The following is a 19,357-nucleotide window of genomic DNA, read 5'->3' as shown; positions in this document are numbered from 1 at the left end:
CCGGCACGCCGGGCGGCAGGCCGCCGCACCCGCGCTCGGGCCCTGCGGCGATCGAGTATGATTGCCGGATCATGTCTCGCAAAACCCTTCTCGACCCGCGGCGCGTCCGCGAGGAAATCGCCCAATCCGCCGCCCGCCTGATCGCGGAGGACGGCCTGGACTATGCCGGTGCGAAACGCAAGGCCGCGCGCCAGTTGCTGGGCGACACGCGCGTTGCCGGCGAATGGCTGCCGGATAACGACCAGATCGAGGAAGAACTGCGCGAGTACCTCGCCCTGTTCCAGAGCGACACGCAGCCGGACGAACTGCGCCGCCTGCGCGAAGTCGCGCTCGACTGGATGCGCCGGCTCGCCGAGTTCCATCCTTATGTGACGGGTGCCGTGCTGAACGGCACCGCGAACGCACATTCGGATATTCATTTGCAGGCATTCACCGACAACCCGAAGGACGTTGCGATCTACCTGCTGAACCAGAACGTCCAGTACGACGTCTCCGAGACGCGGCACTTCGCGGGCCGCGCCGATGTCGAGACGCTCAGTTTCCTGTGGCGCCCGCGACGCGACGTCGATGCAATCGGCATCCACCTCGCGCTCTATGCGAGCGACGACCTGCGCGGCGCGGTCAAGGCCGACGCGCGCGGCCGGGTCGCCCGTGCGGATGCCGCCGCGCTGCGCGCGCTCGTCGAAGCAGGCAAGGCCCCTTCCGAACCGGAATGATTCAACGATGATGATGAAACGCATGTTGGCGCTCGCGGTCGTCGCGGCCGCCGCCGTTGCCGGCGGGCTCACCGCCGGCCATTGGTTCCGCGGCACCGCCGATGACGGCGTCGCCGTCGCCGCGCCCGCCGCACACGGCAGCCCGGTCGAACAGTTGTGGGCGGCGTCGCTGACGGGCACCGACGGCAAGCCGGCCACGCTGTCCGCCTTCAAGGGGCAGAAGGTCGTCATCAATTTCTGGGCGTCGTGGTGCGGCCCGTGCGTCGAGGAGATGCCGGAGCTCGTCGCGCTGTCGCACCAGTACAAACAGAAGGGCATCCGTTTCATCGGGATCGGCGTCGATTCCGAACAGAACGTGAAGAACTTTCTGCAGAAGGTGAAGGTCGACTATCCGGTCTTCGTCAGCGGATATGCGGGCGCCGATCTGGCCCGTAATTTCGGGAATACCGCCGGCGCGTTGCCGTTTACGGTTGTCATCGACGAAACCGGCAAAATTCGCGAGACAAAATTAGGACAAATCCAACCGGCCGAGTTGAAAAAGACGCTCGACGCGCTGTAACCTGCCCGAACGGCGGCCCGCACGTTGACGGCGATTTGCCCGTCGATCGCCGCAATTTCGCGTGAATTCGCCGATACTTTGCTTGCGTGCCGGTAATTCTTGCGGGTCCGGCGCGCTCGGCCGTTCGGCAAAACTAGACAAATTTCTCTAAATAGCGCTAAAGTTCGCGCAATTCCGCAGAAATAGAAGCGACCATGACACGATTGCTGGTGCTGCACGGCCCCAACCTGAACCTTCTCGGCACCCGGGAACCGGAGGTGTACGGCCGCGTCACGCTCGCACAGATCGATCAGGCGCTTGCCGCGCGCGCCCGGGAAGCCGGCGCCGAGCTGTCGTCGTTCCAGAGCAACCATGAAGGTGCGCTGGTCGACCGCATCCAGGCCGCGCGGGAGGAACAGACCGATTTCATCCTGATCAATCCGGCCGCGTATACGCACACGAGCGTCGCGATCCGGGACGCGATCGCCGGCGTTGGCATCCCGTTCGTCGAGGTTCATCTGTCGAACGTGCACCGCCGCGAAGCGTTCAGGCACCACTCCTACTTTTCCGACCAGGCCGAAGGCGTGATCTGCGGGCTCGGCTGGAAAGGTTATCTGTACGCGCTCGAGTACGCGCTGGACAAGCTGCAAGGCACGTCGCGCGGCTGATTTCGCGATCTAGATTCAGCGCCGGCTCCTAACCGGCGCTTTCACGTATTGAAAGGGGAATTCCCGATGGATCTTCGTAAGCTGAAAACTCTGATCGACCTCGTTTCCGAATCCGGCATCTCCGAGCTGGAAGTCACGGAAGGCGAAGGCAAGGTGCGCATCGTCAAGAACGCGCCGCCGGTCTACGTGCAGCCGACGGCTGGGTATGCCCCGCAAGTCAGCGCGCCCGCTCCGGTCGCGCTGCCGACCGAAGGCGCTGCCGCGCCGGCCGCAGGCGCTGCCGCACCGGCGGTCCCGCAGGGCCACGTCGTGACGTCGCCGATGGTCGGCACGTTCTATCGCGCACCGTCGCCGGGCGCGGACCCGTTCGTCCAGGTGGGCGACACGGTCAAGGAAGGCCAGACGATCTGCATCATCGAAGCGATGAAGCTGCTCAACGAGATCGAGTCGGACAAGGCCGGCGTGATCAAGGAAATCCTCGTCGAGAACGGCCAGGCCGTCGAATACGGCCAGCCGCTTTTCGTGATCGGCTAAGTCCGCCGCGCGGCCTGCGGGCCGCGCGCCGCCGATGCCCGCCAGGCGCCGTTCGCGCGCCCCTCGAAGAGACGAATACTCGCTATGTTTGAAAAAATCCTCATTGCCAACCGCGGTGAAATCGCGCTGCGCATCCAGCGTGCGTGCCGCGAGCTCCGCGTCAAGACGGTGGTCGTCTACTCGGAAGCCGACAAGGAAGCCAAGTACGTGCGCCTCGCGGACGAAGCCGTCTGTATCGGCCCGGCCCCGTCGAACCTGAGCTACCTGAACATGCCGGCGCTGATCAGCGCCGCGGAAGTCACCGACGCCGAGGCGATCCACCCCGGCTACGGCTTCCTGTCGGAGAACGCCGACTTCGCTGAACGCGTCGAGCAATCGGGCTTCACGTTCATCGGCCCGCGCCCGGAAACGATCCGCATGATGGGTGACAAGGTCACCGCGAAGCAGACGATGATCAAGACCGGCGTGCCGTGCGTGCCGGGCTCGGAAGGCGCGTTGCCGGACGATCCGAAGGAGATCGTCAAGATTGCGCGCGCGATCGGCTATCCGGTCATCATCAAGGCGGCAGGCGGCGGTGGCGGACGCGGGATGCGCGTCGTGCACACCGAGGCCGCGCTCGTCAACGCGGTCAACATGACCCGCGAGGAAGCCGGCCGTGCGTTCGGCAACCCGCAGGTGTACATGGAGAAGTTCCTCGAGAACCCGCGCCACATCGAAATCCAGGTGCTGTCGGACGCGTACAAGAACGCGATCTGGCTCGGCGAGCGCGATTGCTCGATGCAGCGCCGCCACCAGAAGGTGATCGAGGAAGCGCCGGCACCCGGCATTCCGCGCCGCCTGATCGACCGCATCGGCGACCGCTGCGCGGACGCGTGCAAGAAGATGGGCTACCTCGGCGCGGGCACGTTCGAATTCCTGTACGAGAACAACGAGTTCTACTTCATCGAGATGAACACGCGCGTGCAGGTCGAGCACCCGGTATCGGAACTGATCACGGGCGTCGACATCGTGCAGGAACAGATCCGCATCGCGGCCGGCGAAAAGCTCACGCTGCGCCAGCGCGACATCCAGTTCCGCGGACATGCGATCGAATGCCGGATCAACGCAGAAGATCCGTTCAAGTTCACGCCGTCGCCGGGCCGGATCACGTCGTGGCATACGCCGGGCGGTCCTGGCGTGCGCGTCGATTCGCACGCCTACAATGGCTATTTCGTGCCGCCGAACTATGATTCGATGATCGGCAAGCTGATCACCTACGGCGCGACGCGCGAGCAGGCGATCAGCCGGATGCGCATCGCGCTGTCCGAAATGGTGGTCGAAGGCATCCAGACCAACATCCCGCTGCACCGCGAGCTGATGATCGATTCGAAGTTCGTCGAAGGCGGCACCAGCATCCACTACCTCGAAAACCGGCTCGCCCAGAAGCAGCAGGTCGCACCGGAAGAAGCGTAAGCATGAGCTACCGCGAACTCGTCGTCGAACTGGCCCGTGAGCATGCGGAGGCGCTGTCCGACGCGCTGCTCGAACTCGGCGCGCTGTCGGTGTCCGTCGAAGACGCCGACGCCGACACGCCCGACGAACAGCCGCTCTTCGGCGAGCCGGGCCTCGTGCCCGACCGCACCGCGTGGCAGCACTCGCGCGTGGTCGCGCTGCTGTCGGCCGACCATGAGCCGGCCGTGCTGCTCGCGGCGGCCGCGAACGAGATCGGCGTCGCCGAGACGCCGGCGTTCACCGTCCGCGAAGTCGAGGAACAGGACTGGGTGCGGCTCACGCAATCGCAGTTCGAGCCGATCCCGATCGGCGAGCGGATCTGGGTCGTGCCGTCGTGGCACGATGCGCCCGATCCCGATGCGCTCGTCCTCGAGCTCGACCCCGGCCTCGCGTTCGGCACCGGCAGCCACCCGACCACGCGCCTGTGCATGGAGTGGCTCGAGCAGTCGGTGAAGCCCGGCCAGTCGGTGCTCGACTACGGCTGCGGCTCGGGCATTCTCGCGATCCTCGCGAAGAAATGCGGGGCGAACCCCGTGATCGGCATCGACATCGATCCGCAGGCAGTCGAATCGGCGCGGCAGAACAGCGAACGCAACCGTGCGGACGTCACGTACGGGCTGCCCGATGCATGCCCGGACGGCGAATTCGACATCGTCGTCGCGAACATCCTGTCGAATCCGCTGAAGCTGATGGCGTCGATGCTCGCATCGAAGGTCAAGCCGGGCGGGCGCATCGCGCTGTCGGGCGTGCTCGCGCGCCAGGCGGACGAAGTCGCGGCCGTCTATGCACGCTACGTCGACATCTCGGTCTGGCGTGAACACGAAGGTTGGGTATGCCTCGCCGGAACCCGGCGCGAAAGCCATTAGAATAGCGCTGTCCTTCACTCTGGCCAGCAGGCCGCCCGGCTCGACATGCTTCTTGCGACGCGCTGCCCTCATTGCGAAACCGTCTTCCGGCTGCAGCAGGAACAGCTCTCGCTGCATCAAGGGCTCGTGCGCTGCGGGCATTGCCACGAAGTCTTCAACGCATCCGAGTCGCTCGTTCCCGAGCATGCGCAGCAGACCGGGCCGGTCCTGACCGAACCGGCTGCCGCGCCGGATAACGGCGACGCGCCCCATCCGGCCCCGCCTGCCCGGCTGTTCGCAGCCGATGCGCCGGCCGGGTCGCCTTCCGACACCGATTACAAGCCGGAAGGCTGGGACATGTGGGCGCCGTGGCTCGATGCCGGCGTCGACCCGTCGCTGCAGCACAGCGTGCAGACCGTGCGCACCGAACCGCTGATCCCGCTCGCACTTCCGTCCATCGAAGCCGGCGTCGTTCACCTGTCGGGTACGCCTGCGCCGTTCGCGCCCTCCCCGGCCGAACTGGACACCGCCACTGCCGTCGCGCAACCGGCCGAATCGCAGCCGGCGCAAACGCAAACGCCGCAGGATACCGAACCATCCGCCGCGCCCGTCGAACGCGACCCGCGAGAGCCCCGCTTCGTCGCCCACCGTCCGTCGGACACCGATACCGCTCGCGATGCCGCAGAGCCCGTCGGTACCGCGCACTTCGCCGTGCCGGACGACGAACACGCGCCGCGCGAACCGCGTTTTGCGTTCACACCGGCGCCGGCCGTCACCGAAGCCGGATCCGAGCCCGACACCGGCGCTGACACCAAACGACTCGACGAGCCGCCAGTCGCTGCCACCAGCGCACCGGCCGCACCGTTCCCCGCTGCGCTGACCGACGACGATCGTCCGCACTTCGCCGTCACGCGTGAGACGCGCGCACCGCAGCGGCGCAGCATGCTCGGCGGTTTTTTCGGCGGCCTCGTCGCCGCTGCACTGACCGTGCTGCTCGTCGCGCAACTCGCGTGGTGGCAGCGCGAAACGCTGATGATCTACTGGCCCGTCACGCAGGGCTGGTTCCGGCAGGCCTGCGCGCCGCTCGGCTGCACGGTCGCACCGCCGCGCGCGATCGACGGCCTGCGGCTCGACGCGACCGACCTGCGCCAGCTCGACGGCCCGCGCGAGCTCGAGCTGAAAGTGCCGCTGACGAACCGCTACCGCGTCGCACTCGCGTACCCGTCGCTCGAGCTGACGCTGCTCGACGATACCAACCACGTCACCGTGCGCCGCGTGCTCGCGCCGCGCGACTATGTGCGCCCGGGTACGCCGATCGACGCCGGGCTGCCGCCCGGCACGACGCAGACGATGGTCGTCCGCCTCGAAACGAACGGCACGCCCGCCTCGAATTTCCGCGTCCAGATCTTCTATCCGTGACGCGCCGCGGCGCGCACATGCGCGCCCGTCTCAACCCGCGCGCCCGAGCGGCGCGCTATTTCGGAGCACGAACATGAGCAAAGTTACGCTGGGTGGCAACCCGATCGATCTCGCCGGCACGTTCCCGGCCGTCGGCGCACAAGGCGCCGATTTCAAGCTGGTCGGCAAGGATCTCGCCGACGTGTCGCTCGCCAGCTTCGCCGGCAAGCGCAAGGTGCTGAACATCGTCCCGAGCCTCGACACGCCGACCTGCGCGACGTCGACCCGCAAGTTCAACGAAGCCGCATCGTCGCTCGACAACACGGTGGTCGTCGTCGTGTCCGCCGACCTGCCGTTCGCCGCCACGCGCTTCTGCACGACCGAAGGCCTCGAGAACGTCGTGACGGCTTCGACGTTCCGCACCGGCCGCGCGTTCGCGAACGCGTACGGCGTCGACGTGACGAGCGGCCCGCTGAACGGCCTGACCGCACGTGCGGTCGTCGTGCTCGACGCGCAGGACAAGGTGATCCACGCGGAACTCGTCGGCGAAATCAAGGACGAGCCGAACTACGATGCAGCGCTCGCCGCACTGAAGTAAGCTTTCTTTCGCTTTTCCCTGCCGCGCCGCGCCTTTCGCGCGGCGCTGTCGCGCAGGGTCCCTCATTTCTACAGGAACGCACACCTTGGCTACGTTGATTTGCGGCTCGATCGCCTACGATTCCATCATGACTTTCGAAGGGCGGTTCCGCGAGCACATCCTGCCCGACCAGGTGCACCTCATCAACCTGAGCTTCCTCGTGCCGACGATGCGCCGCGAATTCGGCGGCTGCGCGGGCAACATCGCGTACGCGCTGCACCTGCTCGGCGGCGATGCGCGCATCATGGGGACGATAGGCGGGCTCGACGCGCAGCCGTATCTCGACCGGCTCGACCAGCTCGGCCTGCGCCGCGACCACGTTCGCGTGCTGCCCGACACGTATACGGCGCAGGCGATGATCACGACCGATCTCGACAACAACCAGATCACGGCGTTCCACCCGGGCGCGATGATGCAGTCGCACCTGAACCACGCAGGCGACGCGCCGGGCATCAAGCTCGCGATCGTCGGCCCGGACGGCTTCGACGGGATGGTGCAGCACGTGGAAGAGCTCGCCAAGGCCGGTGTGCCGTTCGTGTTCGATCCGGGCCAGGGCCTGCCGCTGTTCGACGGTGCGACGCTGCGCCGCAGCATTGAACTTGCGACCTATGTAGCGGTCAACGACTACGAGGCCAAGCTGGTGAGCGACAAGACGGGATGGTCCGAAGATGAAATCGCCAGCCGGGTCGACGCCCTCGTCATTACGCGTGGCGAGCACGGCGCGACCATCCGCCACAAGCAGGGCACGGAGCAGATTCCTGTCGTGCCGGCCGAGCGGATCGCCGATCCGACCGGCTGTGGCGATGCCTTCCGGGGTGGCCTGCTGTACGGCATCGAACATGGCCTCGACTGGGCAACCACGGGCCGCCTCGCGAGCCTGATGGGCTCGATCAAGATCGCCCACCAGGGGCCCCAGACTTACGTACTGACGCGCGCCGAGATCGACGCGCGCTTCGAGGCTGCATTCGGTTACAGTCTCAAATGAATATTGTGGGAGAGCAAAGATGTTGACGAAAAAGACCCTCACGCTCGCGGCCATGCTGACGGCCTCGCTGACGCTCACCGGCTGCTTCACCGCACCGGGCTCGGCGGATGTCTATAGCGTCGGCCAGGCGCAGCGCGAACAGACGGTCCGCATGGGCACGGTGGAAAGCGTCCGTGCGGTGCGCATCCAATCCGACGGCGGCGGCAGCGCAATCGGCACGCTCGGCGGCGGCGCACTCGGCGCGGTCGCAGGCAGCGCGATCGGCGGCGGCAAGGGATCGATCCTGACCGCGATCGCCGGCGGCCTCGTCGGCGCGGTCGCAGGCAACGCGGTCGGCGAAAACCTCAGCACGGCGAACGGTGTCGAAATCACCGTGCGCCTCGACAACGGCGATCTGCGCTCGATCACGCAAGCGGCAAGCGGCGAAGCGTTCCGCGCCGGCGAGCGCGTGCGACTGCTGTCGAGCGGCGGCGTCACGCGCGTCACGCACTAACCGGGTACCTCAGCACGCGGCGCAAGCCGCGGTCGAACGCATGTGCGAAGCTGCACATGCGTTTTTTTTCGTCCGTACTCGCCGTGGGCCGGCATACGGGCACTCGGCATACGGGCCCCCGGCGTACGGCCCTCGACACATCGGCAAAGACGGACGAAAAAAATCCCGCCACCTGAGCCAGATGGCGGGACTGATTGAGTAGCGCTACTCAACCCACGGACACCGCGTGAGTGTCCGGGTCAGCCTCGATTACGGACGGCTGCCGGTCGGGAACGGCCATGCCGCTGCCGGGTTGAGCGCGGTCTTCACGCCCGATGCCGGCGCAACCGATGCGGTCGACGCGGTCGTTGCCGGTGCAGCCTTCTTCACGACGGCCTTCTTCGGCGCAGCAGCCTTCTTCGGAGCAGCAGCCTTCTTGGCCGGAGCCGGAGCAGCAGCAGCCGTCTTCGCCGGAGCAGCGGCCTTCTTCGCAGGGGCAGCCTTCTTCGCAGCAGGCGCAGCCTTCTTCGCGGCAGCCTTCTTCGCAGCAGGCGCAGCCTTCTTGGCAGCAGCCTTCTTCGCCGGTGCGGCCTTCTTCGCAGCAGCCTTCTTCGCCGGTGCGGCCTTCTTCGCAGCGACCTTCTTCACTGCGACTTTCTTCGCAGCAACCTTCTTCACTGCGGCCTTCTTCGCCGGTGCTGCCTTCTTCGCAGCAACCTTCTTCACTGCGACCTTCTTGGCTGCAACCTTCTTCACTGCGGCCTTCTTCGCCGGTGCTGCCTTCTTCGCAGCAACCTTCTTCACTGCGGCCTTCTTGGCCGGTGCTGCCTTCTTCGCGGCAACCTTCTTCACCGCGACCTTCTTCGCAGCAACCTTCTTCACTGCAGCGGCCTTCTTCGCCGGCGCAGCAGCCTTCTTCGCAACGGTCTTCTTGGCAGCAACCTTCTTAGCAGCCGGTTTCTTCTTGGCGGTAGCCATGTTGTTCTCCTTCAGGTTCAGATGAGAGTCAGTTCAAACTACACCCTTCGTCAAAACCCGCTTCCCGCGGACGCTGTTCAGGACGTGCGCTTCGAAGCGGGCTATTCATCGGCGTACGCGGATACCACGCGCTTACGCTAATGAATACGGTATGGCGCGCGTGACCACCCGGCCTCGCGCGCCAAATCAAGTCGGTAGCCGGCGCGCCTCGCGCCGCTACCCCTAATCGCTTGATCAAGCGGACCGCCACACGGCTGTCCGCTTTTTCCGGAGGGAAGTTTGCCCATCCCACTGAAGGGTTCGCAAAGTGCCTGTCGTGTCGTTGGGCCGTTAAGGCACCGGGCATGCTTTGCATCAGGCGTTCTTGCTCCTAAACCTTGGGCCGGGGCCGAGAGGCCGCCGGCTGCTCACATCATGTGACGGGTTCGCTGCTGCGGGTTATTCCCAGGACAGCGCACCGCCCGTCTGATACTCGATCACACGCGTCTCGAAGAAGTTGCGTTCCTTCTTCAGGTCGATCATCTCGCTCATCCACGGGAACGGGTTTTCCTCGTTCGGGTACAGCGGGTCGAGGCCGATCTGCTGGCAACGGCGGTTGCTGATGAAGCGCAGATAGCTCTTGAACATCGACGCGTTCAAACCCAGCACGCCGCGCGGCATCGTGTCCTCGGCGTAGCGGTATTCGAGTTCGACAGCCTGCTTGAACAGCTCGCGGATCTCGGCGCGGAATTCGGCGGTCCAGAGATGAGGATTCTCGAGCTTGATCTGGTTGATCAGGTCGATGCCGAAGTTGCAGTGCATCGACTCGTCGCGCAGGATGTACTGATATTGCTCTGCAGCACCCGTCATCTTGTTCTGGCGGCCGAGTGCGAGGATCTGCGTGAACCCGACATAGAAGAACAGGCCTTCCATGATGCAGGCGAACACGATCAGCGACTTCAGCAGCTTCTGATCCGCTTCGAGCGTGCCGGTCTTGAAGGCCGGATCCGTCAGCGTGTGGATGAACGGGATCAGGAATTCGTCCTTCGCGCGGATCGACGTGACCTCGTGGTACGCGTTGAAGATCTCGCCTTCATCGAGACCGAGCGATTCGACAATGTATTGGTACGCGTGCGTGTGGATCGCCTCTTCGAACGCCTGGCGCAGCAGGAACTGCCGGCACTCGGGCGCCGTGATGTGGCGGTACGTGCCGAGCACGATGTTGTTCGCCGCGAGCGAATCGGCCGTCACGAAGAAGCCGAGGTTGCGCTTCACGATGCGGCGCTCGTCCTCGGTCAGACCGTTCGGGTCCTTCCACAGAGCGATGTCGCGGGACATGTTGATTTCCTGCGGCATCCAGTGGTTCGCGCAACCGGCCAGATACTTTTCCCACGCCCACTTGTACTTGAACGGCACCAGCTGATTGACGTCAGTCTGGCCGTTGATGATGCGCTTGTCGGCGACATTGACCCGCGCTTCCGAACCGCCGGCGGGAACAGCCGATGCTTGCGGCGGCACCGCAAGATCGCCTTCGAAAATGTCGCGGACCTGATGGGCGGCAGGCGTTGCAGCCTGCAGTCCGACAGCCGTTCCTGCGGAGGGGCGCATCGCGTTTTGCTGCGCTCCGCTCGCGGGAGTTACGGCGGTCTTCTCTTCATCCCAGTTGAGCATAAATTCTCACCATCAATTTAGAACGGTTTGTACCATCTTTTCCTGAGCGATAAAAGGGTTCGCTCACGAAAAATCCTTTTTTCGATTCGCGTTGCGACCTCGATACAACACTTTGAGCCACGCATCGTCGTTCATGCAGCGCGCGATGTGAGTCAAGCATGGTTCGCGAGGTGCGCTCGACGCATCGAACGCTGATCGAAACGCGACGTCGTCGGGGATGTTTCGATCGCTTGTCACTGCCTGCAACGCAGGTGCCGCGTTACAGATTCCTTATCATTTTTTTAGTTGAGAGCGGCGCACACTTCAACCTCGATCGGTTGCCGTGTGCGCCGCGCTGACCTTCTGCTCAGGTCAGGCGCACTGCGTTACTGGCACGCTTCGCATTCGTCGAAGCCGGGATCGCCCGGACGCATCGTGCACACCGGACCATCTGCCTCGACCGGCGCGAGTGCCGATGCCGCGTCGACTGCGCCCGACGACGATGCTGCGCCGCCTGCCGCACCGAAGCCGCCGGCCGCGCCTTGCGCGCCGCCGCTGCCCGAACCGCCGCTCGTCGGCACTGCGTTCAGCGCGCCGTGTGCGACCGTCGACTTCTCGACGTGCGTCGCCGCCATCGTGCGGAGGTAGTAGGTCGTCTTCAGGCCGCGCAGCCATGCGAGCTTGTAGACCTCGTCGAGCTTCTTGCCCGACGCGCCGCCCATGTAGATGTTCAGCGACTGCGCCTGGTCGATCCACTTCTGGCGACGCGATGCCGCTTCGACCAGCCACGTCGGGTCGACTTCGAACGCGGTCGCGTAGATCGCGCGCAGGTCGGCCGGGATGCGGTCGATGCGCGACAGCATGCCGTCGAAGTACTTCAGGTCGGCGACCATCACTTCGTCCCACAGGCCGCGTTCCTTCAGGTCGCGCACCAGGTACTCGTTCACCACCGTGAATTCGCCCGACAGGTTCGACTTCACGTACAGGTTCTGGAAGGTCGGCTCGATACATGCCGACACGCCGATGATGTTCGAGATCGTCGCCGTCGGTGCGATCGCGACGCAGTTCGAGTTGCGCATGCCGTGCGAGGCGATCCGCGAACGCAGCGACGTCCAGTCGAGCGATTCGGACGTGTCGACCTCGACGTAGCCGCCGCGCGCTTCCGTCAGCAGCTTCAGCGTGTCCTGCGGGAGGATGCCGCGATCCCACAGCGAGCCGCGGTAGCTCGAGTAGCGGCCGCGCTCTTCAGCCAGCTCGGTCGACGCGTGGTACGCGTAGTAGCAGACCGCTTCCATCGAACGATCGGCGAACTCGACGGCCGCTTCCGACGCGTACGGCGTGCGCAGCAGGTGCAGGCAGTCCTGGAAGCCCATGATGCCCATGCCGACCGGGCGGTGCTTCAGGTTCGAGTTACGCGCCTTCGCCACCGCGTAGTAGTTGATGTCGATCACGTTGTCGAGCATGCGCATCGCGACGCTGATCGTGCGCTTCAGCTTGTCGTGGTCGAGCGCGTAGCTGCCGTCGGCCTGCTTGACCAGGTGAGCGACGAGGTTCACCGAACCGAGGTTGCACACCGCGATTTCGGTGTCGCTCGTGTTCAGCGTGATTTCCGTGCACAGGTTCGACGAGTGGACGACGCCGACGTGCTGCTGCGGCGAGCGGATGTTGCACGGATCCTTGAACGTGATCCACGGGTGGCCCGTCTCGAACAGCATGCCGAGCATCTTGCGCCACAGCTGCGCCGCCGGGATCTTCTTGAACAGCTTGATCTCGCCGCGTGCGACCTTGTCTTCGTAAGCCGTGTAAGCCGCTTCGAATTCCGCGCCGAACTTGTCGTGCAGATCCGGGCAGGTCGACGGCGAGAACAGCGTCCAGTCGCCACCTTCCATCACGCGCTTCATGAACAGGTCGGGAATCCAGTTCGCCGTGTTCATGTCGTGCGTACGGCGGCGGTCGTCGCCGGTGTTCTTGCGCAGCTCGAGGAACTCCTCGATGTCGAGGTGCCACGATTCGAGGTATGCGCAAACCGCGCCCTTGCGCTTGCCGCCCTGGTTGACCGCGACGGCCGTGTCGTTGACGACCTTCAGGAACGGGACCACGCCTTGCGACTTGCCGTTCGTGCCCTTGATATGCGAGCCGAGTGCACGCACGCGCGTCCAGTCGTTGCCCAGGCCGCCGGCGAACTTCGACAGCAGCGCGTTTTCCTTCAGCGCTTCATAGATGCCGTCGAGATCGTCCGCGACCGTCGTCAGGTAGCACGACGACAGCTGCGAGCGGTGCGTGCCCGAGTTGAACAGCGTCGGCGTCGAGCTCATGAAGTCGAAGCTGGACAGCACGTTGTAGAACTCGATCGCGCGCGTTTCGCGGTCGATCTCGTTCAGCGACAGGCCCATCGCGACGCGCATGAAGAATGCCTGCGGCATTTCGATGCGGCTGCCGTCGACGTGCAGGAAGTAGCGGTCGTACAGCGTCTGCAGGCCGAGGTAGCCGAACTGCAGGTCGCGGTTCGCGTCGAGCGCTGCGCCGAGGCGCGTCAGGTCGAACTGCAGCAGCTTGTCGTCGAGCAGGCCGGCGTCGACGCCGCGCTTCAGGAACTGCGGGAAGTATTCCGCGTAGCGGGTCGACATCTCGGCCTGGACCACTTCCTCGCCGAGGATCTCGCGGCGGATCGTGTGCAGCAGGATGCGGGACGTGACCTGGCTGTATGCCGGATCCTTTTCGATCATCGTGCGCGCGGCCAGGATCGCCGAGTCGTAGACCTGGCTCATCGGCACGCCGTCGTACAGGTTCTTCACCGTTTCGGCGACGATCGGGTCAGGGTTAACCGCGGTGCCGAGGCCATCGCAGGCCGACACGATCAGTGCGCGCAGCGCGTTCAGGTCGAGCGGACGCGTGACGCCGTTGTCGACGACGTTGATGCCGGTGCTCGCCTCGCCGCCTGCTGCCGCTGCTTCCTCGCCCGCGTTCTGGCGCTCGAGGTGACGCTTCTCGCGATACAGCACGTACGCACGCGCGACGTTGTGCTCGCCGCCGCGCATCAGCGCGAGTTCGACCTGGTCCTGGATGTCTTCGATATGGAACGTACCGCCGTTCGGGCGGCTGCGCACGAGCGCGCGCACGACGTTGTGCGTCAGTTGCTCGACCTGCTCGCGCACGCGCGCCGATGCCGCACCCTGCCCGCCATTGACGGCCAGGAAAGCCTTGGTCACCGCGATCGCGATCTTCGAAGGTTCGAACGACACGACGCTGCCGTTGCGGCGGATCACCTTGTAGTCGGCGAACGTGGCCTGCGGCGCGAGCGCCTTCGCGCCCTGTTCGGTCCCGCCGAGCGGACGGCTCGAGGCGCTCTCGTACTGGGACGTCGCGTTGTCGGTGGTTTGCATGTGCAAAGCTCCTGGTGTTGGATGGTGCGGAGAGAACCGCGGATTAAAACGAACGCTGCGCAACGCGGTGCGCGAGCGGTAAGAGGCGAGCGATGCGTCGGGGAAGCCGGTTCGGTCGATGCGCGACAACCGATCCGGTCGTGTGCTTCGTCATGTGTACCCTGCCCCGTCGAAGTTCGCTGCGCTGATCGCGACGCCCGGACCGCCCGGCCTGACGCGCCGCCCTGAGAACCCTGTCCGCCGGCGTTGCCCGCCGGCCGGTGCCGCTCGGGTTTCCCCTGCGACACACACTAGATCTAGTGCAGAACTGCTCAACTGGCACCAAGTATAGTGGACATTCGGAGGACGTCCAAACGGATAATTTGCGATGGAGGTCTTGACATCGCTCACGCGCAGACACGACAAGGCATTGGTCGGAGAAAAAACTTTCTCCGCTCAAAAAACCCCGCGATCAGTGCTGACGGAAAGGAAAGTATTCGGCGGAAAAACCGGCATCGCTCGCGAAGCGTTGCCAATCGAAATGCGGGCCCGGGTCGGTCTTGCGGCCCGGCGCGACGTCCGAGTGTCCCGCGAATGCGTCGACCGGGTAGCGTGCGGCGAGCGCTCGGGAGAGCGCGGCGAGCATCGCGTACTGCGCGTCGTCGAACGGCACGTCGTCCGCGCCTTCGAGCTCGATGCCGATCGAGAAGTCGTTGCAGCGCGGCCGGCCGAAGAACTCGGACGAGCCCGCGTGCCACGCGCGCTCGTCGCACGACACGAACTGCACGAGCTCGCCGCTGCGGCGAATCAGGAAGTGCGCAGACACGCGCACGTCGAGCAGGTGACGCTGGTAATAAGGGTGCGCATCGCAGTCGAGGCGATTGAGGAACAGCGCCTCGATCGCATCGCCGCCGAATTCGCCGGGCGGCAGGCTGATGTTGTGGACGACCACGAGCGTCGGCACCGCGCCCGCGGGCCGCACCTCGAAGTTCGGCGACGGCGCATGGCGCGCTTCGCGCACCCAGCCGTTCGCGTCGACCGACAGCAGCGGCGCGTCGCTCATCGTGCGTCGTGACCGCTCGTACGCGCAGCGTGGCGCCGCGCGTGCTCGGCGCTGCAGAAGTATTCGCCGCCCGCGGTGACGGCGTCGCCCTTGGGCGCATGCACGCCACATTCGGCGCAGCGCACCATCGGCTCGGGCAGCGACCGCACGTCGCCGTTCGGGCGCGCCGCACCCGCGCCGCCGGCGCCGGGCGTACCGTCGTAGCCGGCGCCACGGCCGGTGCGCGCCTGCGCTTGTTCCTGGGCCTGGCGCAGCTTGCGCGTAATCCACGAACCCGCGAAGAAGAGAAGAATCAGGAGAAGAATCTGTCGCATCGGAAACCTGCGTTCAAACCACGGAACGGTGCAGCAGCACCTCGAAAACGAACCGGCTGCCGACATACGCGAGCAGCAGCGCGGCGAACGACACGAGCACCCAGCGCGCGGCGCCACGGCCACGCCAGCCCGACGTCTTGCGGGCGACCAGCAGGCCGCCGAACATCAGCCACGACAGGATCGCGAACACGGTCTTGTGGTCGAGCCGCAGCGCGCGCGCGTCGACCTGCTCGCTGAACAGGATGCCCGACGCGAGCGTCAGCGTGAGCAGCACGAAGCCGGCGCCGATCAGGCGGAACAGCAGCTTCTCGAGCGTCAGCAGCGGCGGCAGCGTCTCGAGCCAGCTCGCGATCCAGCCCGTCGAGCCGTCGCGCCCGCCGCTCCTCAGCGACTGCAGGCGCCGCTCGACCATCAGCATCAGGATCGCGTGCAGCGCCGCGATCGCGAACAGGCCATATGCGATGTTCGCGATCAGGAAATGCAGCTTGAACAGCGGCGCTGCGGCATAAGGAAGCACCCGCACGCCACCGAACACGAGCGGCAGCAACGACGCGACGCACGCGAGCGGCAGCACCAGCAGGCGCAGGCTGTCGAGCGGGAAGAAGAAGCTCTCGATCCAGTAGATGCCGGCGCCGAGCCAGAACATCGCGGACAGCGCGAACGCGAAGCCGAACACCATCGAGTCGTTCGGAAAGATCGTCATGTGGAGCAGTACGCCATGCGCGACCAGCGCGGCGAACAGCAGCGCGCGGCCGGCCCCGCTCATCCCGGACGCGGCGGACGCGGGAACCGGCACGGCCGGCACGCTCGCGACGAGCGGCGTCGCGCCCTGGCGGTGCGTGCGCCAGCCTGCGACGGCAAGGCCGCCGTACAGGAATGCAGTGAGGGCATACAGTACAATATCCATGTTCGAAGTTTACACTAGGCCCCCTTCCCGCGACGGCTCCCTTTGTTCGGTTCCGCCGCGCCTTCGGGCCCCACTGTCCATCGCTCCCCATGCTCGACAATCTCACTCAACGGATGGCGCGCGTCGTCAAGACGCTGCGCGGCGAGGCCCGGCTTACCGAGGCGAACACGCAGGAGATGCTCCGCGAGGTGCGTCTCGCATTGCTGGAGGCCGACGTCTCGCTGCCGGTCGTCCGCGAATTCATCGCCAAGGTCAAGGAAAAGGCGCTCGGCGAAGAAGTGATCAGCAGCCTGTCGCCGGGTCAGGCGCTGGTCGGCGTGGTCCAGAAGGAACTGACCGCCGTGATCGGCGGCGACTACGAAGGCAAGGCCGCCGAGCTGAACCTCGCGGTCACGCCGCCCGCGGTGATCCTGATGGCCGGCCTGCAGGGCGCGGGCAAGACCACGACCGCCGGCAAGCTCGCGAAGCTGCTGCGCGAGAAGTACAAGAAGAAGGTGCTGACCGTGTCGTGCGACGTGTATCGCCCGGCCGCCATCATGCAGCTGAAAACGGTGAGCGAACAGGTCGGCGCCGACTTCTTCCCGTCCACGCCGGACCAGAAGCCCGTCGACATCGCAGTCGCGGCCGTCGACTGGGCGAAGCGCCACTACCATGACGTGCTGATCGTCGATACGGCCGGCCGCCTCGGCATCGACGAGGCGATGATGCAGGAAATCGCCGCGCTGCACGGCACGCTGAAGCCGGCCGAAACGCTGTTCGTCGTCGACGCGATGCTCGGCCAGGACGCGGTCAACACCGCGAAGGCGTTCAACGACACGCTGCCGCTCACCGGCGTCGTGCTGACCAAGCTCGACGGCGATTCGCGCGGCGGCGCCGCGCTGTCGGTGCGTCACGTCACGGGCAAGCCGATCAAGTTCGTCGGTGTCGCCGAAAAGCTCGACGGCCTCGAGGTGTTCCACCCCGACCGGATGGCGAACCGGATCCTCGGCATGGGCGACATCCTCGCGCTCGTCGAGGAGGCGCAACGCGGCGTCGACGTGCAGGCCGCACAGAAGCTCGCCGACAAGGTCAAGAAAGGCGGCGACTTCGACCTGAACGATTTCCGCGCGCAGATCTCGCAGATGAAGAACATGGGTGGCCTGTCGTCGCTGATGGACAAGCTGCCTGCGCAGTTCCAGCAGGCGGCGGCCGGCGCCGACATGGGCCAGGCCGAGAAGTCGATCCGCCGGATGGAAGGCATCATCAGCTCGATGACGCCTGCCGAGCGCGCGAAACCCGAGATCATCAAGGCGACGCGCAAGCGCCGCATTGCAGCCGGCGCGGGCGTGCCGGTGCAGGAAGTCAACCGGATGCTGAACCAGTACGACCAGATGCGTACGATGATGAAGAAGCTGAAGGGCGGCAACATGCAGAAGATGATGCGCGGCCTGAAGGGCATGATGCCCGGCATGCGCTGATTCCGCCCGGCGGCCGGCGCGCGGGTTTTTGCTGTAGCGCGCGCCAGCCGTTCTGCTTCATTCTTATTTGTATACCGACTGCCCGCCAGAACACATGAACCGCGAAGAAGCCCTCCACATTTTCAACCACTCCGAAGAGATCGTCTCGGTGGACGCCGTCAATGCGTCGATCTCCCGGATGGCCGACGCGATCCGCGCCGAGATCGGCGATGCGTTCCCGCTCGTTCTCTCGGTGATGGGCGGCGCCGCGGTGTTTACCGGGATGCTGCTGCCGCATCTCGATTTCCCGCTCGAATTCGACTACATCCACCTGACCCGCTACCGCAATACGACGCAGGGCAGCCCGGAAATGCACTGGCGCGTCGCGCCGCGCGAATCGGTGAAGGACCGGATCGTGCTCGTGCTCGACGACATCCTCGACGAAGGCGAGACGATGGCCGCGATCCGCGACCGCATCCTCGACATGGGCGCCAAGCGCTTCATGTCGGCCGTGCTGTGCGAGAAGACGCTCGCGAAGGCCAAGCCGCTGCACCCCGACTTCTGCGGTTTCGCGGTGCCGGACCGCTACGTGTTCGGCTGCGGGATGGATGCAAAGGGCTACTGGCGCAACCTGCCGACGATCCGTGCGCTGACCACGAACGTCTGAGCGCCCCGCTCCGCGCGCTATCAATAGAAAGCGGCGCTCCGGTTTCCCGGAGCGCCGCTTTTTTGTGGGCGTCTTGGGTGCGCGCCGCCTCGCCCTACAACTGGTGCACGAACGCGCGGATACCGCCCAGCATCATCTCGACCGAAATCGCGACGAGCACGAGGCCCATCAGCCGCTCGAACGCCGCGACGGTGCGCTCGCCGATCCATTGCTGGATCCGCTCGGCCAGCACCAGCGTCACCGCGCAGACGATCATCGTGACCGTCAGCGCGCCGACCCACTCGAGCATCTTGCCGGGCCCCTGCGACGTCAGCAGCATCACCGTCGCGAGCGCGGACGGCCCAGCGAGTGCCGGAATCGCGAGCGGGACGATGAACGGCTCGCCGCCCGCACGCGGATCGCTGCCGAGCGCACCGTCCGGATGCGGGAAGATCATCCGCAGCGCGATCAGGAACAGTACGATCCCGCCGCCGAGCCGCAGCGACAGGTCGGTGAGACTCATCATCCGCAGGAAGCGGTCGCCGACCAGCATGAAGAACAGCAGGATCACGAACGCGATCCCCACTTCACGCAGGATCAGCTTCACGCGCCGCTCGCGCGGCACATCCCGCATGGCCGAAATGAACAGCGGGATGTTACCGAGCGGATCGGTGATCAGCACCAGGAGCACGGTGGCCGACATGAAGGTGTATTCCACCGCGTTCCCCGGTCGGTGCG

At 65.5% G+C, this 19,357-nt stretch carries 20 protein-coding genes; 12 read left to right on the top strand and 8 right to left on the bottom strand.

The window, feature by feature from the left end:
• Positions 1–71: 71 nt before the first annotated feature.
• The 10 genes from ACN8ZM_RS02875 to ACN8ZM_RS02830 all read left to right on the top strand — a co-directional run bounded on the left by ACN8ZM_RS02875 (position 72) and on the right by ACN8ZM_RS02830 (position 8,305).
• Entirely contained in the window at positions 72–716 is a 645-nt protein-coding gene (locus ACN8ZM_RS02875) for a hypothetical protein (protein WP_043191369.1), read from the top strand.
• 7 nt (positions 717–723) lie between these two features.
• A complete protein-coding gene (locus ACN8ZM_RS02870; RefSeq protein ID WP_043191372.1) occupies positions 724–1,275 on the top strand; it encodes a TlpA family protein disulfide reductase in 552 nt (183 codons plus the stop codon).
• A gap of 194 nt (positions 1,276–1,469) precedes the next feature.
• On the top strand, positions 1,470–1,922 hold the full coding sequence (gene aroQ / locus ACN8ZM_RS02865) for a type II 3-dehydroquinate dehydratase (protein ID WP_011350880.1): 453 nt from the start codon (positions 1,470–1,472) through the stop codon (positions 1,920–1,922).
• Positions 1,923–1,988: 66 nt separating this feature from the next.
• On the top strand, positions 1,989–2,456 hold the full coding sequence (gene accB, locus ACN8ZM_RS02860) for an acetyl-CoA carboxylase biotin carboxyl carrier protein (RefSeq protein WP_205822258.1): 468 nt from the start codon (positions 1,989–1,991) through the stop codon (positions 2,454–2,456).
• An 84-nt stretch (positions 2,457–2,540) separates the two neighbouring features.
• Positions 2,541–3,908: an acetyl-CoA carboxylase biotin carboxylase subunit gene (gene accC / locus ACN8ZM_RS02855; RefSeq protein WP_420210520.1), complete on the top strand. Its 1,368-nt coding sequence runs from the start codon at positions 2,541–2,543 to the stop codon at positions 3,906–3,908.
• 2 nt (positions 3,909–3,910) lie between these two features.
• Positions 3,911–4,813 (top strand): 50S ribosomal protein L11 methyltransferase, encoded by a 903-nt coding sequence (gene prmA, locus ACN8ZM_RS02850; RefSeq protein ID WP_420210519.1) that lies wholly within the window; start codon positions 3,911–3,913, stop codon positions 4,811–4,813.
• Positions 4,814–4,858: 45 nt separating this feature from the next.
• Positions 4,859–6,211, top strand: coding sequence for a DUF3426 domain-containing protein (locus ACN8ZM_RS02845; RefSeq protein WP_420210518.1), 1,353 nt, complete (start codon positions 4,859–4,861; stop codon positions 6,209–6,211).
• Between the two features lie 73 nt (positions 6,212–6,284).
• Positions 6,285–6,788 (top strand): thiol peroxidase, encoded by a 504-nt coding sequence (gene tpx / locus ACN8ZM_RS02840; RefSeq protein WP_043191388.1) that lies wholly within the window; start codon positions 6,285–6,287, stop codon positions 6,786–6,788.
• A gap of 85 nt (positions 6,789–6,873) precedes the next feature.
• Positions 6,874–7,812: a carbohydrate kinase family protein gene (locus ACN8ZM_RS02835; protein ID WP_043191389.1), complete on the top strand. Its 939-nt coding sequence runs from the start codon at positions 6,874–6,876 to the stop codon at positions 7,810–7,812.
• A gap of 19 nt (positions 7,813–7,831) precedes the next feature.
• Complete coding sequence (locus tag ACN8ZM_RS02830; RefSeq protein ID WP_021161893.1) at positions 7,832–8,305, top strand: glycine zipper 2TM domain-containing protein; 474 nt, start codon at positions 7,832–7,834, stop codon at positions 8,303–8,305.
• Positions 8,306–8,554: 249 nt separating this feature from the next.
• Here ACN8ZM_RS02830 and ACN8ZM_RS02825 read toward each other — a convergent pair whose 3' ends face one another.
• From ACN8ZM_RS02825 to ACN8ZM_RS02795, 7 genes are all read right to left on the bottom strand, one after another.
• The gene (locus ACN8ZM_RS02825; protein ID WP_420210517.1) at positions 8,555–9,262 is read right to left on the bottom strand and encodes a histone H1-like DNA-binding protein; all 708 of its coding nucleotides are present in this window, start codon (positions 9,260–9,262) and stop codon (positions 8,555–8,557) included.
• 28 nt (positions 9,263–9,290) lie between these two features.
• Positions 9,291–9,617 (bottom strand): hypothetical protein, encoded by a 327-nt coding sequence (locus ACN8ZM_RS02820; RefSeq protein WP_080741834.1) that lies wholly within the window; start codon positions 9,615–9,617, stop codon positions 9,291–9,293.
• An 83-nt stretch (positions 9,618–9,700) separates the two neighbouring features.
• Complete coding sequence (locus ACN8ZM_RS02815) at positions 9,701–10,912, bottom strand: ribonucleotide-diphosphate reductase subunit beta (protein WP_043191395.1); 1,212 nt, start codon at positions 10,910–10,912, stop codon at positions 9,701–9,703.
• Positions 10,913–11,277: 365 nt separating this feature from the next.
• Entirely contained in the window at positions 11,278–14,274 is a 2,997-nt protein-coding gene (locus ACN8ZM_RS02810) for a ribonucleoside-diphosphate reductase subunit alpha (protein ID WP_420210516.1), read from the bottom strand.
• A gap of 451 nt (positions 14,275–14,725) precedes the next feature.
• Complete coding sequence (gene ampD, locus ACN8ZM_RS02805) at positions 14,726–15,316, bottom strand: 1,6-anhydro-N-acetylmuramyl-L-alanine amidase AmpD (RefSeq protein WP_175021546.1); 591 nt, start codon at positions 15,314–15,316, stop codon at positions 14,726–14,728.
• Complete coding sequence (locus tag ACN8ZM_RS02800) at positions 15,313–15,630, bottom strand: PP0621 family protein (RefSeq protein ID WP_420210515.1); 318 nt, start codon at positions 15,628–15,630, stop codon at positions 15,313–15,315. The genes ampD and ACN8ZM_RS02800 overlap by 4 nt, the downstream gene beginning before the upstream one ends.
• Before the next feature lie 13 nt (positions 15,631–15,643).
• Positions 15,644–16,537, bottom strand: coding sequence for a cytochrome C assembly family protein (locus tag ACN8ZM_RS02795; protein WP_043191410.1), 894 nt, complete (start codon positions 16,535–16,537; stop codon positions 15,644–15,646).
• Positions 16,538–16,626: 89 nt separating this feature from the next.
• On the opposite strand from ACN8ZM_RS02795, the gene ffh reads away from it, so the two are divergent.
• The gene (ffh, locus tag ACN8ZM_RS02790; protein ID WP_021159890.1) at positions 16,627–17,994 is read left to right on the top strand and encodes a signal recognition particle protein; all 1,368 of its coding nucleotides are present in this window, start codon (positions 16,627–16,629) and stop codon (positions 17,992–17,994) included.
• A gap of 94 nt (positions 17,995–18,088) precedes the next feature.
• Entirely contained in the window at positions 18,089–18,640 is a 552-nt protein-coding gene (locus tag ACN8ZM_RS02785) for a hypoxanthine-guanine phosphoribosyltransferase (protein ID WP_043191413.1), read from the top strand.
• Between the two features lie 94 nt (positions 18,641–18,734).
• On the opposite strand, the gene ACN8ZM_RS02780 is transcribed toward ACN8ZM_RS02785, so the two are convergent.
• Positions 18,735–19,337, bottom strand: a complete 603-nt coding sequence (locus tag ACN8ZM_RS02780; protein ID WP_043191416.1) for a MarC family protein — start codon at positions 19,335–19,337, stop codon at positions 18,735–18,737.
• Positions 19,338–19,357: the final 20 nt, after the last annotated feature.

It is taken from the genome of Burkholderia aenigmatica (assembly GCF_048627025.1).
Lineage (GTDB): Bacteria > Pseudomonadota > Gammaproteobacteria > Burkholderiales > Burkholderiaceae > Burkholderia > Burkholderia aenigmatica.
This window is presented reverse-complemented; position numbering and strand designations above follow the sequence as displayed.

Coding starts and splice junctions, on each gene's coding strand:
- ACN8ZM_RS02875 (WP_043191369.1), top strand. CDS start 72: ATGTCTCGCAAAACCCTTCTCGACCCGCGGCGCGTCCGCGAGGAAATC.
- ACN8ZM_RS02870 (WP_043191372.1), top strand. CDS start 724: ATGATGATGAAACGCATGTTGGCGCTCGCGGTCGTCGCGGCCGCCGCC.
- aroQ (WP_011350880.1), top strand. CDS start 1,470: ATGACACGATTGCTGGTGCTGCACGGCCCCAACCTGAACCTTCTCGGC.
- accB (WP_205822258.1), top strand. CDS start 1,989: ATGGATCTTCGTAAGCTGAAAACTCTGATCGACCTCGTTTCCGAATCC.
- accC (WP_420210520.1), top strand. CDS start 2,541: ATGTTTGAAAAAATCCTCATTGCCAACCGCGGTGAAATCGCGCTGCGC.
- prmA (WP_420210519.1), top strand. CDS start 3,911: ATGAGCTACCGCGAACTCGTCGTCGAACTGGCCCGTGAGCATGCGGAG.
- ACN8ZM_RS02845 (WP_420210518.1), top strand. CDS start 4,859: ATGCTTCTTGCGACGCGCTGCCCTCATTGCGAAACCGTCTTCCGGCTG.
- tpx (WP_043191388.1), top strand. CDS start 6,285: ATGAGCAAAGTTACGCTGGGTGGCAACCCGATCGATCTCGCCGGCACG.
- ACN8ZM_RS02830 (WP_021161893.1), top strand. CDS start 7,832: ATGTTGACGAAAAAGACCCTCACGCTCGCGGCCATGCTGACGGCCTCG.
- ACN8ZM_RS02825 (WP_420210517.1), bottom strand. CDS start 9,262: ATGGCTACCGCCAAGAAGAAACCGGCTGCTAAGAAGGTTGCTGCCAAG.
- ACN8ZM_RS02820 (WP_080741834.1), bottom strand. CDS start 9,617: ATGCAAAGCATGCCCGGTGCCTTAACGGCCCAACGACACGACAGGCAC.
- ACN8ZM_RS02815 (WP_043191395.1), bottom strand. CDS start 10,912: ATGCTCAACTGGGATGAAGAGAAGACCGCCGTAACTCCCGCGAGCGGA.
- ACN8ZM_RS02810 (WP_420210516.1), bottom strand. CDS start 14,274: ATGCAAACCACCGACAACGCGACGTCCCAGTACGAGAGCGCCTCGAGC.
- ampD (WP_175021546.1), bottom strand. CDS start 15,316: ATGAGCGACGCGCCGCTGCTGTCGGTCGACGCGAACGGCTGGGTGCGC.
- ACN8ZM_RS02800 (WP_420210515.1), bottom strand. CDS start 15,630: ATGCGACAGATTCTTCTCCTGATTCTTCTCTTCTTCGCGGGTTCGTGG.
- ACN8ZM_RS02795 (WP_043191410.1), bottom strand. CDS start 16,537: ATGGATATTGTACTGTATGCCCTCACTGCATTCCTGTACGGCGGCCTT.
- ffh (WP_021159890.1), top strand. CDS start 16,627: ATGCTCGACAATCTCACTCAACGGATGGCGCGCGTCGTCAAGACGCTG.
- ACN8ZM_RS02785 (WP_043191413.1), top strand. CDS start 18,089: ATGAACCGCGAAGAAGCCCTCCACATTTTCAACCACTCCGAAGAGATC.